This window comes from Streptomyces sp. NPDC055078 (genome assembly GCF_053607985.1).
Window position 1 is genome coordinate 1 of sequence record NZ_JBSGUP010000224.1, and the last position, 11,640, is coordinate 11,640.

General features: G+C 73.1%; 11 protein-coding genes and 1 pseudogene. 7 read left to right on the forward strand and 5 right to left on the reverse strand.

What is annotated here, in order from left to right; translation table 11 throughout:
- Window positions 1-1,637, reverse strand: a 1,637-nt coding sequence (locus tag ACWF94_RS19815) for an ATP-binding protein (protein ID WP_453489694.1), incomplete at its 3' end; no start/stop codon positions are given.
- Window positions 1,638-2,092: 455 nt separating this feature from the next.
- Between ACWF94_RS19815 and ACWF94_RS19820 the strand changes: the two genes are divergently transcribed.
- Window positions 2,093-2,839, forward strand: coding sequence for an acyltransferase (locus ACWF94_RS19820; protein ID WP_453489697.1), 747 nt, complete (start codon window positions 2,093-2,095; stop codon window positions 2,837-2,839).
- 136 nt (window positions 2,840-2,975) lie between these two features.
- Here the strand turns inward: ACWF94_RS19820 and ACWF94_RS19825 are convergent, their stop codons facing one another.
- Complete coding sequence (locus tag ACWF94_RS19825; protein WP_453489700.1) at window positions 2,976-3,842, reverse strand: EamA family transporter; 867 nt, start codon at window positions 3,840-3,842, stop codon at window positions 2,976-2,978.
- A gap of 93 nt (window positions 3,843-3,935) precedes the next feature.
- On the opposite strand from ACWF94_RS19825, the gene ACWF94_RS19830 reads away from it, so the two are divergent.
- From ACWF94_RS19830 to ACWF94_RS19840, 3 genes and pseudogenes are all read left to right on the forward strand, one after another.
- Window positions 3,936-4,508, forward strand: coding sequence for a helix-turn-helix domain-containing protein (locus tag ACWF94_RS19830; protein WP_453489703.1), 573 nt, complete (start codon window positions 3,936-3,938; stop codon window positions 4,506-4,508).
- Window positions 4,509-4,661: 153 nt separating this feature from the next.
- Window positions 4,662-5,216 (forward strand): YbaK/EbsC family protein, encoded by a 555-nt coding sequence (locus ACWF94_RS19835; protein ID WP_453489706.1) that lies wholly within the window; start codon window positions 4,662-4,664, stop codon window positions 5,214-5,216.
- 387 nt (window positions 5,217-5,603) lie between these two features.
- Window positions 5,604-6,029: pseudogene (locus ACWF94_RS19840) on the forward strand (TetR/AcrR family transcriptional regulator C-terminal domain-containing protein); the annotation flags it as partial.
- Window positions 6,030-6,140: 111 nt separating this feature from the next.
- On the opposite strand, the gene ACWF94_RS19845 reads toward ACWF94_RS19840, so the two are convergent.
- Complete coding sequence (locus tag ACWF94_RS19845) at window positions 6,141-6,557, reverse strand: CoA-binding protein (protein WP_453489709.1); 417 nt, start codon at window positions 6,555-6,557, stop codon at window positions 6,141-6,143.
- A gap of 62 nt (window positions 6,558-6,619) precedes the next feature.
- On the opposite strand from ACWF94_RS19845, the gene ACWF94_RS19850 reads away from it, so the two are divergent.
- The gene (locus ACWF94_RS19850; protein WP_453489712.1) at window positions 6,620-7,246 is read left to right on the forward strand and encodes a YigZ family protein; all 627 of its coding nucleotides are present in this window, start codon (window positions 6,620-6,622) and stop codon (window positions 7,244-7,246) included.
- Between the two features lie 117 nt (window positions 7,247-7,363).
- On the opposite strand, the gene ACWF94_RS19855 is transcribed toward ACWF94_RS19850, so the two are convergent.
- Window positions 7,364-8,515, reverse strand: a complete 1,152-nt coding sequence (locus ACWF94_RS19855; RefSeq protein WP_453489715.1) for a YncE family protein — start codon at window positions 8,513-8,515, stop codon at window positions 7,364-7,366.
- Window positions 8,515-9,108 carry an ankyrin repeat domain-containing protein gene (locus ACWF94_RS19860; RefSeq protein WP_453489718.1) on the reverse strand — a complete coding sequence of 198 codons (594 nt, stop codon included), beginning with the start codon at window positions 9,106-9,108 and terminating at the stop codon, window positions 8,515-8,517. Before ACWF94_RS19860 ends, ACWF94_RS19855 begins: the two co-directional genes overlap by 1 nt.
- Before the next feature lie 502 nt (window positions 9,109-9,610).
- Here ACWF94_RS19860 and ACWF94_RS19865 point away from each other — a divergent pair.
- Both ACWF94_RS19865 and ACWF94_RS19870 read left to right on the forward strand, forming a co-directional pair.
- A complete protein-coding gene (locus tag ACWF94_RS19865) occupies window positions 9,611-10,786 on the forward strand; it encodes an exonuclease SbcCD subunit D (RefSeq protein WP_453489721.1) in 1,176 nt (391 codons plus the stop codon).
- Window positions 10,787-11,017: 231 nt separating this feature from the next.
- A partial coding sequence (locus ACWF94_RS19870) for an AAA family ATPase (protein WP_453489723.1) occupies window positions 11,018-11,640 on the forward strand: 623 nt, incomplete at its 3' end.

Genomic DNA, 11,640 nt, shown 5'->3' on the forward strand with positions numbered 1-11,640 from the left:
TCCACCAACTCTGGCAACAAGGCAGCGAACGAAGCGTTCGGCCCTGGCGCGATTTCGGGTCCGGTGTGCGGCGCGCGCCCCTGGTGCGTCCTTACCGCCCGGCCCCGGTCGGCCGCGGCCATGGTGCGCCCCGGCGGCCGTACGGGCAGTCCGTTCTGTGTTGCCACGCGCGGCCCGCCCTGCGGCGGGAGCGGCGCGGCGGCGGGAGCAGCGGGCCGGGGCGCGGACGGCGTGCGAACGTTGTCGGCCGGCGCGGCCGGAAGCTGTTCCACCGGCTCCGGCACCAGAGTGCGCGACTGGTGCAGCAGTTGGGGCGGAAGGAGCACCACGACGCCGGTGCCGCCCCGTGACGAGGGCCGGAAGTTGACGCTCATGTGGTACTTGGCGGCGAGCCGTCCCACCACCACGAGCCCGAGCCGGGTGCTGCGCAGATCGGCGAGGTCGGTGGACCGGCCGGACACCGCTTCCTCGGCACGCCGCATGGCCGCGTCGGCCATCTTCAGACCGCTGTCCTCGATGGTGACGACGAGCCCGGCGGTGCGCTCCTCGACATAGACATGCACCTCGTCGATCGGCGGCGAGAAGTTCGCGGCGTTGTCCATCAGCTCGGCCAGCAGATGCATCACGCCCTCGGCCGCGTACCCGGCGACGGCGGCGGTGCTGGAGGAGTGCAGCCGGACCCGCTGGTAGGCGGCGATACGGCCCGCCGCGCCGCGCAGGATGCTCTCCATGCCGATCGGCTTGTTCCACGCCCGGCTGGCCCGGCCGCCCATCAGCAGCGCCAGCCGGTCGGTCAGCAGACCGAGCTGTGAGGTGTGGTGATCGAGCCTGAGCAGATCACCGAACACCTCTTCGCTGTGACGATCCTGCATCTCGCGCAGATCGGCGAGCATGCTCACGGCCATCGCCTGGACCCGGCTGAGCACCTTGGCGCCGGCGCCTTGGGCAGCGGCGGCGCGGCGCTCGCTGAACGCGAACTCCCGCACGATCGAGTCGAGGAGCACCCGCAGCCGTGCGTCGGACGGAGGCTCCAGCTCCGCGAGCGCGGTGTCGGCGGACGCGCCGCCCCGCAGCTGTTCGAACGCGGCGGGCAGTGTCAGCTGGGTGAGCCGGTCCAGATCGTCGGCGGCCTGCGCCAACTGCCGTACGGCCATGACGCTGTCGGCCCCGGACGTCTCGGCCCGGCGCTCGCTCGTGCTCAGCTCGGTGGCGAACGTCCGGAGCACGAGCCGTAGCTGGGGATCGGTCGGCGGCGGGGTGCTCGCGAGGACCGAATCGGCGCTCTCGCCCTCGCGCAGCCGTTTGACGACCGAGGGGAGCGTGACGTTCACCAGATGGGCGGACTCGGCACCCGTCCGGGTCGAGTGCGCCTGCGCCGCCCGCAGTTCACCGGTGGCCGCCTCCACGGTGGCGCGCAGCCGCCGGGAGCCGAGCGCCGTGACGACGGTGGTGACGGCCACCCAGACCCAGGCGGCTCCGGCCGTGGCGGCGACCCAGCCGCGGGCCGCGTCCGGGGCCGCCGCGATCACCGCGCCGCCGACCGCCCCGGCCACCACGATCGAGGCCAGCGGGACGGCGAGTGGCAACGGTCGTGGCGTTCGTATTCTGTGCGGTTTCGGGGCGACTGGCGCGTTCATACGGTCCCTCGCTGCTCAAGTCCGGGGGAGGAAGACGGGCCGACCCGGCGCGCGTCGGCGGAACACAGGGGCGGGCACCGGAAGTTGACGGTGATCTTCCGCTCGCATGTGTCGCTCATGCTAGCCATGCGTCACCGCCGGAACGACCGGACCGTGCCGTCAGCCGGTGGAACGGGAGACATCGTCCCGAAGTCACTGTGCCGTCCGGGGCGGCGTGATAAGCAGTTGGTCCGCCCGGAGCCCCGGCGTGGAGGGCTGCCCGCAGGGACGGGGGAGCGACCGATGTGATCTCCGGGACGGATGTGGCGCCTGGGGTTGGGTGGTCATATGTCGCGACGGTGCTTTTCGGCCATCCGGCCCCTGAGGAAGGAGGGTCGCGACCCGCTCGGTCCATGGGGTGAACATCACAGTCCGTCACCCCGGACGGCTCGGGTCCCCCCGGCTACCGTGAGCGGGTGCCCAGGAACAGAAACACGTTCTCATCGCTGTCCGCGCGATGGCGGGGTGCTGTCACCCGGGTCGTCCACCACGGCTGGCACTGGGTGCAGCGGGCCGGCGCCGTCACGGCCGAGCACCCGGGACGGCTGCGTTTCCGCGCGCTCGGGCAGGGCACCCGGTTGGCGTTTCCGCAGGGCACCGTGTTCGGTGAGGCGTGGATCGAGCTGGGGGACCACTGCGTCATCGGGGAGCGGGTCACCCTGACCGCGGGCATGCTGCCGGGCCTCGATCTGGGCACCGACCCGATTCTGACCCTCGGTGACGGAGTCGTCCTCGGCCGGGGGAGCCATGTCGTCGCGGACGCCCGGGTGACCATCGGCTCGGACACCTACTGCGGTCCCTACGTCTACATCACCTCCACCAACCACAGTTACGACGATCCCGCCCAGCCGGTCGGCAAGCAGTGGCCGCGCACCGAGCCGGTGGAGATCGGCCCCGGCTGCTGGCTGGGCACCGGGGCGGTGGTCCTGCCCGGCGCGCGGCTCGGGCGCAATGTGGTGGTCGCCGCCGGGGCGGTCGTACGGGGTGAGGTGGCCGACCACTCCGTGGTGGCCGGCGCCCCGGCCCGGGTCGTCCGCAGCTGGGATCCGGCCCTCGGCTGGCAGCCGCCGCTGCGGACGCCCGCTCCCGTACCGGTCCCCGTCGGTATCACTCCGGAGCAGTTGCTGGCACTGGCGGAGTGGGAGGGGCGTACGGCCGACTGAGCCCCGGGCCGTCCGGACCGCTCGGCCGGTGGCGGGGGGGCGTCGGGACGGGCGGCCGGGCAGGGCGAGCGGGAGATGGGTGGGGTGGCCCGGTGCGCGCGGGAGGTGGTTGGGGTCGCCCGGTGCGCGTGGGCGGTCAGCCGGTGGCCAGGAGGATCGTGCCGACCAGCGCCAGGCTCGCGCCCGTCGCCTGGACGACCCGCAGCCGTTCCCTGAGGAGGACGAGCGCGGCCAGCACGGTGACCACCGGGTAGAGATTCGCGAGAACGGCGGCGACGGTGACCGGGCCGTTCTGGGCGGCGATGGAGTAGGTGCCGTTGGCCGCCACGTCCGCGAGACCCACGAACGCGAGCGCCGGGAGCGCGGCCAGGACGACCCGTACCCCGCCGTCGCTCGGGAGGGCCCGCCCGCCCCTCCGCACCGAGGCGTACAGGGCCGCGCCCCCGACCGCGACATTGGTGACGCGCTGGACGAAGAGCGCGAGGAACAGCCCGGTGAGGGTGGTCGACGCCTCGGCGATCAGAGCCATCACCGCGCCAAAGCCGAAGGCGGCGACCAGGGTGAGCAGCATGGCCTGCCGCTGGACGGGGGCGCCGCGCAGTTCGGGCCCGCCCGCGAGGAGGATGCCCGCCACCGCGACGCCGATCCCGGCGAACTGGAGCAGCCCGGGGCGCTCGCCGAGGATCAGCCCGAGGGCGACGGGTACGGCCACCCCCAGCGAGCCCAGCGGGGACACCACTCCCATCGGGCCGAGCGCGAGCGCCTTGTAGAAGCAGAGCATCGCCACCGGTCCGACGACGCCCGCCGCCAGCGCGTACCAGAGCCGGGGCCCGGCCTCGCTCCACGCGCCGGTGGCGACGACGATCGCACCGAGGACGACCACCGCGACCGACTGCGAGACGACGATGACCGTGAGCGCCGGGGTGCGCCGGGTCAGCAGCCCGCCGCCGAAGTCGGCCAGGCCCCAGAGCAGGCTGGTGGCCAGGGCGAACAGTGCGGTCATGGCACGCCTCGCAGTACAGTTCGGTGAACGATTGAGTGCATCACACCGTAGTGCAATATATTCAACTCTGTCATCCACTTCAATGGACGGAATGTGTCGGACCTCGAACAGCTCACCCAGTCGCTCGCCCGCAATCTCAAGCGCTGGCGGGGCGAGCGGGGCCTTACGCTCGACGCCCTCGCCGCCCGCGCGGGCGTCAGCCGGGGCATGATCATCCAAATCGAGCAGGCCCGGACCAACCCGAGCGTCGGGACGACCGTGAAGCTCGCCGACGCCCTCGGCGTCAGCATCACCACGCTGCTCGACTATGAACAGGGCCCCCAGGTCCGCGTCATCCCGCCGGAAGGAGCCGTACGGATGTGGTCCACCTCCACCGGCAGCTTCACCACACTGCTGGTGGGCACCGAGAAACGCGGACCGCTGGAGCTGTGGGGCTGGGAGCTGATGCCGGGCGACGGCAGCGAGTCCGACGCGCATCCGGAGGGGACCGTCGAACTGCTCCATGTGACCGAGGGCGAGCTGACGCTCGTCGTGGACGGGGAGCCGTACGCCGTGAGCGCCGGGTCCTCGGCCACCTTCGAGGCGCATGTGCCGCACGCGTACCGCAACGACGGCTCGGAGAAGGTCGCGATGACCATGGCGGTGTCCATTCCGCCGGTGCGGTAGCCAGGGGCTCTTCCGTGGTGGGTGCCCGTTCGCCGGGCGGTGGGGTGGTCTCCGGTGGGCATTCGCGGTTGGGCGGTCGGGCGGCCGGGCCGGTGGTCGACGGGCTGTCGGGCAGCCGTTCGCCGGGCGGTCGGCGCTGTTAGCGTGACACGCATGCGCACCCCCATCGGCACCTTCGACAACGCCCGCCCCGCCGCCGACTGCCTGGATCTTCTGCCCTCGCCGGTCGCCGACGCCGTACGCACCTGGCAGGGCGATGTCCCCGCCGACCAGCTCCTCTACGTCGACACCGACCCGGAGATCGCGGACACCGCCGTCTTCGTGGAGCACTACGGGCAGGAACTCCTCGACCAGTCGGCCAACTGCGTGGTCGTCGCGGGCAAGCGCGGCGGTGAGTCCACCCTCGCGGGCTGTCTCGTCCTGTCCAGCGCCCGGGTCGATGTCAATGGCGCCGTCCGCCGTCAGCTGGGCGCGCGCAAGGCGTCGTTCGCTTCGATGGAGGCCGCGACCGGTGGGACCGGGATGGAGTACGGCGGCATCACCCCCATCGGGCTGCCCGCCGACTGGCCGCTGCTGGTGGACTCCGTCGTGGTCGACACCCCCTGGGTCCTCATCGGCAGCGGGCGCAGGCGCGGGAAGCTGATCGTGCCGGGCAAGGCGTTCGCGTCACTGCCCGGCGCCGTGGTGCTCGACGCTCTGGGGGTCTGAGCGGCGGGTCACCCGGGCGGCGGTCCGCCACGGTGGCCTGGGATCTGAGCGGCGGGTCACCTGCGGCGCTTTCCGTCGCCGGGCTGTCCGCCGCGGGCTTTCCGCCGGACACGGGCCGGGCGGCCAGGGCGATCATTCTGGCGGCCGACCAGAGCACGTCCACGACCAGGATCAGGGTCCAGATCCTGCCCGCGCCATAGACCAGCCCGGCGACGGCCGGGTCGCGGCCGCCGCCGCTCAGCAGGGTGTCGAGGCCGCCCCGGACCAGATCCTCGATCCAGGACAGCCCGAGGAGCAGCAGTCCGATCTGGACCGCCGTGAACGCTCCGAGATGCCGGGCGAGTTCCGTGGCGATCCGGCGGGGGGCCCACCCTTCCCCACGAGTGGCCCGGCGACTGGCGGGCCCAGGTGGTGGCCTGGGCCCACGATGAATGGGACCAGGCGCAGCGCCGGCCCTGGGTGCTCCAACTCCGGGACACGGAACGGGCCCCCGGCCCCAATATGCTCCGCTGGCTCGACTCCGCCCTACGCGTCTTCGACGCCACCGCCCTGACGGAACCGGAGAAGCTTGCCGCCGTCGAGTCCGTCGACGCCTACGTCCGCAGGCTCGCCCAGCTCCACCGCCCGGGCGCCCCCACCGACGACGCCGCCCGGCGCGACGACACCCTCGGGCGGCTCGTCGACTTCTCCCGGTACCCCGCCCTCCAGCGCGCCCTCGCCCACGGCGCCACCGCCTACAGCGGTACCGAATTCGACTTCGGCCTCCAACGTCTCCTCGACGGCATCGCCCACCTCATCGCACAGCGCCGCTGAGCCCCGGCGCTCGGCTGCGGGCGCCCCGTTCGTACGGCCCCTCAGTCCCGGTCTCGCCGACGGCACGGCGGGCGAACCCCGGTCAGAGGTACGCCCGCCGTGCCACCCGGCTCACAGAAGCGGAATCTCGATGGCGGGGCAGCGGTCCATCACCATGGCCAGCCCGGCTTCGCGCGTCCGCGCGTACGCCGCCTCGTCCACCACCCCGAGCTGGAACCACACCGCCTTCGCCCCGATCCCCACCGCCTCGTCCGCGACCTGCCCCGCCAGTTCGGAGTTGACGAAGACATCGACCACGTCGACGGGGAAGGGGATGTCCCCGAGCGAGGCGTAACCCTGTTCGCCGTGGACGGATTCCGCCTTGGGGTGCACGGGCACCACCCGTTTCCCGAAGCGCTGGAGCACGCCTGCCACCCCGTACGCCGCCCGCGACGGGTTGTTGGACAGGCCCACCACGGCCCAGGTGTCACCGGTCGAGGTCAGAACCCTGCGAATGATGTCGGTCTCGGTCTCAGCAGTTGCGTCCATGTCGGCGACAACCGGAGACCCGCGTGGAGCATTCCCTTCCGTATGCCGCCTAGGCTGGTCCGATGCAGGAGCAGTACCGGACCGTCGCCCGCGAGGGTGTGCACGGGACAGAGATCGGCAGATCGCGCTTCATCTGCGCGCTCGCGCCCGCCGCGACCGAGGAGGAGGCGCAGGCGTTCGTCGCGCGCGTCCGCAGGGAGCACCCGACGGCCACGCACAACTGCTTCGCCTATGTCATCGGCGCCGACGCCTCCGTACAGAAGGCGAGCGACGACGGCGAGCCGGGCGGCACCGCCGGTGTGCCGATGCTCCAGATGCTGATGCGGCGTGAGATCCGCTACGCGGTGGCCGTGGTCACCCGGTACTACGGCGGGGTCAAGCTCGGCGCCGGCGGACTGATCCGGGCGTACGGCGGCGTGGTCGGCGAAGCCCTCGACGCCATCGGCACCCGTACCCGGCAGCGCTACCGGCTCGCCACCGTCACCGTCGACCACCAGCGGGCGGGCAGGCTGGAGAACGACCTCCGTGCGACGGGACGCGCTGTGCGCGAGGTGCGCTACGCGGAGCGGGTCACCATCGAGATCGGCCTCCCGGACGCGGAGGTCGACGCCTTCCGTGGCTGGCTTGCGGACGCCACGGCCGGTACGGCCGCGCTTGAGCTGGGCGGTGAGGCGTACGGCGACGCCTGATCGGGGCGGCCCGCTCACCCCGGACCCCCGCCCCGGCGGGTCTCGCCTCGGGCTCCTGGCCGATCTCACCCAGGATCCCCGGCGCCCGGTCTCGCCCTGGACCTCTGGTCGGCCCGCTCACCCCGGGCCCGCCAGTACGGCGATGCCCAGCGGGCGGGACCCGCCGGGCAGGCGGCGGACGGACTCGTCGTGGAGATCGACGACGGTGATCCCGTCCCAGTGGCCGTCCCGGGTGAAACCGCCGGTGACATAGGCCGTGCGCCCGTCCCGGGAGACCGCGACATCCTCATGCGGCCCATCGAGCGGAACCACCCGCTCCGTGCCGTCGCGGGAGCGGATGGTGAGTGAGGCGTCCTTCTCGGCCGAGCCGATCGGGCCGGTGCCGACGGCGAGCAGCGTGCCGTCCGGAGTGAGGGCGGCGCCGTGCTGGTGGGTGTCGGCGGTCATCCGCTCGACGGTGACCCGGCCGGTACGGGGGTCGAGTACGGCAAGCCGCTCGCCCTCGAAGGGCAGCAGCAGCCGTCCGTCCGCGCGGACGGCGGCGTAGTGCGGCTTGAGCCAGGAGCCGAGTCCGCCCTCGGTGCCGTACGGCGCGACCTCGAAGCGGCGGGCGGCGAGTGAGTCCGTCCGGACGGCGGTGACATCGAAGGAGTCGTGGTTGGTGGTGTACACCTCGGCGCCATCACGCGAGACATCGACGTCGAAGGGCCGGCGGCCGACCGGGACCGTGGCCGTCACCTCCCGGGCGGCGGTGTCGATGACCTCCAGGACACCGGGCCCGCCGGGGACATTGACACCCACGTAAACCCGCTTGCCGTCCGGGGCGATCGCGATCCCCATCCCGCCGCCACGGTACTCACCGTCGGTGACGGGCCCGGTGGCGGTGGAGTACGGGATACGGCCGAGGCTCTCGCGGGTACGGGTGTCGACCACCGCGACCCCCTCGGCAGTGGCGACCCACGCGCGGCCGTCGGCACCGACGACGAGGCCGTAGGGAGCGGTGCCGACCTCGACCGATGCGAAGGGCCCGCGCTCCGGGTGCAGGAAGGTGACCGTATCGCTCCCGAAGTCGGCGACCAGCAGCGTGCCCCGCGCGGTCACCTTCCCCGGCGCCCGGTCCCCGGCGGATCCGGAAGGGGACGGGGAGGCGCCCGCGGTGGTGGCAGCGGCACCGGGTGTCCGCTCGGGGGAGGGGTCCCCGGCACACCCGGCGAGCACACCCGCCAGCACCGGCGCCAGGACCGCCACGCGCAGTGCACGGCGGCGCATCAGGCCGCCCTCAGCAGGGCGGCGATGTCCTCGAAGCCACGGCGCTCGGCGTGCTGGAGCGGGGTGACGCCGTCGGAGTCGCCGATGTCCGGGGTCGCTCCGGCGGCCAGCAGCACTTCAACGACCTGCCGGTGGCGCGGGCCGCCGTCGCCGAGGATCACCGCCTCCAGCAGCGCCGTCCAGCCCAGATCGTTGATGTGGTCGGCGTCGACGGCCGTCTCGGCCAGCACCGCCCGTACATACGCGACATGGCCGCGCTCACTGGCCGGGATCACCGAGACCCCGCCGAAGCGGTTGCGCAGGGTCACATCCGGCCCGGCGGGCAGCAGCACCCGCATCATCGCCACACTGCCCGTGACGCCGGTGACCAGCCAGGCGCTGTCCTGCCGCGCGTCCTGGGCATCGGGGTCGGCGCCCGCGGCGACCAGCACCCGGGCGGCCTCGACATGGTCGCCCAGCGCGGCCAGCAGCAGCGGAGAGCGCGACTTCTCGTCACGCGCCTCGACGCGCGCCCCGGCGCCCAGCGCGGCGCGCACCCCGTCGGCGTCCCCGCGACGGGCGGCTTCCAGCAGCTCGCGGTCAACGGCGTTCACTAGCACTCTCCCAACGATGGCGGACACCGGGCGCGAGAGCATCCGGCGGCGCCCCGACCCGGGCGGACCTCCGCTGCTCCGTACTCTCCATCCTGACCTGTCGGCGCGCGCCGCCCGTCCGCACACCGGCTGATGTCCCGGCGCGCGATGGACGACAGCGGGGTCGGCCGATCGGTTGATGCGGGTGTCCGCCCCGCCCGCCGGGCTCCGGTATCGGACCGCAGGGGACAACCGGCGGTAACGCGTCCCGGCACCGGCGGTAACGCGTCCCGGCACTGGGGGCCGCGCCTCCCGTCATGGGGGGTCGGTCACGCTCCGGTACGGGGGTCGGTAACGCTCCGGTACGGGGGGCCGGTACTGGGACGTGGGCGGAATCCGAGGTCTGTGGTGGAACCGGTACTGATCGGCGCTAGCGTGGTGCGTGCCGATGGCGATGCCCCGTGCGGGACGGGCGCTGGTGCCAGGGGTGGGGAAAGGGAAACATGCGGGTCGGAGTCGGCTCTTGAGGATTCTGCATACATCGGACTGGCATCTGGGGCGCTCGCTCCACCGCGTGAGCATGCTGGACGCCCAGGCCGCGTTCCTCGATCACCTGGTGGCGACGGTGCGTGAGCACGAGGTCGACGCGGTCGTCGTGGCGGGGGACGTGTACGACCGGGCGGTGCCACCGCTCTCCGCTGTGGAACTGTTCGACCGGGCGCTGCACCGGCTCGCGGCCGAGCGGGTGCCGACCGTGATGATCTCCGGGAACCATGACTCGGCCCGCCGTCTGGGCGTGGGGGCCGCACTGATCGGGCGTGCCGGGATTCATCTCCGTACGGACCCGGCCGGCTGCGGGACGCCCGTACTGCTCGCCGACGGCCATGGCGAGGTGGCGTTCTACGGCCTGCCGTATCTCGAACCGGCCCTGGTGAAGGACGAGTTCCGGACCGGCAGGGCTCAGCACGAGGCCGTCGTCGCCGCGGCGATGGGCCGGGTGCGGGCCGATCTGGCCGCCCGGCCGGACGGCACCAGGTCCCTCGTCGTCGCCCACGCCTTCGTCGCCGGGGGCCAGGAGAGCGACAGCGAACGGGACATCACCGTCGGCGGGGTCGCCGCGGTGCCCGCCGGGGTCTTCCACGGTGTGGACTATGTCGCGCTCGGCCATCTGCACGGCAGCCAGACCATCACCGAACGCGTCCGCTACTCGGGCTCCCCCCTCGCGTACTCCTTCTCCGAGGCCGCCCACCGCAAGACGATGTGGCTCGTGGACCTCGGCGCGGGCGGCGAGATCGCCGCGGAGCGCGTCGACTGTCCCGTGCCGAGGCCGCTCGCCCGGCTGCGGGGCAGGCTCGGCGAACTCCTCGCCGACCCGGCGCTGACCGGCCACGAGCAGTCGTTCATCGAGGCGACCCTCACCGACCCCGTCCGCCCGACCGAGCCGATGGCCCGTCTCACCGCGCGTTTCCCCCACACCCTGAGCCTCGTCTTCGAGCCCGAGCGCGCCGAGGACGACACCGTCACCTCGTACGCGGAACGCCTCAGGGGCCGCACCGACCAGCAGATCGCGGAGGACTTCGTGGCGCATGTGCGCGGCGGCGATGGACCCGACGAGCCCGAACGGGCCGTGCTGCGCGGCGCGTTCGACGGGGTTCGGGTGGACGAGACGGTACGTGAGGGGGCGGGGCGGCGTGTCTGAGCCGACCGTGCGGGAACGGCGCGGCGTGTCTGAGCCGACCGGGGAACGGCGCGGCGGGTCCGTGCCGGCGGACAGGGTGCGGGGCGCCGTGCCCGTATCGGCGGTGAAGGGGCGGGGCGGCGTGCCCGTAGCGAGGGCCCTGGACCGGAACGGCCCCCGAGCATCGGCGATGGGCGCGGAAGCGCTCGCCGGACCCGGAACGACCGGCGCCGGATCCGGCGGGGTGGCCCGATGAGACTCCACCGGCTGACCGTCACGGCCTTCGGCCCCTTCGGCGCCACCCAGGACATCGACTTCGACGCCCTGTCCACCGCCGGGATCTTCCTGCTCCAGGGCCCGACCGGCGCGGGCAAGACCTCCGTGCTCGACGCCGTGTGCTTCGCGTTGTACGGAGCGGTCCCCGGCGCCCGGCAGAGCCCCGGGGCGACCCTGCGCAGCGACCACGCCGAGACCGGCACGTTCACCGAGGTGCTGCTCGAACTGACCGTGGCAGGACGGCGGCTGGAGCTGCGGCGCAGGCCCGCCCAGCCCCGCCCCAAGAAGAACGGCAAGGGCTTCACCACCGAGCGGGCCCAGAGCTGGCTGCGTGAGTACGACGCCGAGAGCGGCGGCTGGCGGGCGCTGAGCCGGTCGCACCAGGAGATCGGCGAGGAGATCACCCAGCTCATCGGGATGAGCCGGGATCAGTTCTGCCAGGTGGTGCTGTTGCCGCAGGGCGACTTCGCGCGCTTTCTGCGCGCCGACGCGGAGGCCCGCGGGCGGCTGCTCGGCCGGCTCTTCGACACCCGGCGCTTCGCTGCCGTGGAAGAACACCTCGCCGACCGGCGGCGCGCGGCGGAAGCACAGGTCAGGGC

Coding starts and splice junctions, on each gene's coding strand:
- ACWF94_RS19835 (WP_453489706.1), top strand. CDS start 4,662: ATGCGCACCCCCATCGGCACCTTCGACAACGCCCGCCCCGCCGCCGAC.
- ACWF94_RS19845 (WP_453489709.1), bottom strand. CDS start 6,557: ATGGACGCAACTGCTGAGACCGAGACCGACATCATTCGCAGGGTTCTG.
- ACWF94_RS19825 (WP_453489700.1), bottom strand. CDS start 3,842: ATGACCGCACTGTTCGCCCTGGCCACCAGCCTGCTCTGGGGCCTGGCC.
- ACWF94_RS19850 (WP_453489712.1), top strand. CDS start 6,620: ATGCAGGAGCAGTACCGGACCGTCGCCCGCGAGGGTGTGCACGGGACA.
- ACWF94_RS19855 (WP_453489715.1), bottom strand. CDS start 8,515: ATGCGCCGCCGTGCACTGCGCGTGGCGGTCCTGGCGCCGGTGCTGGCG.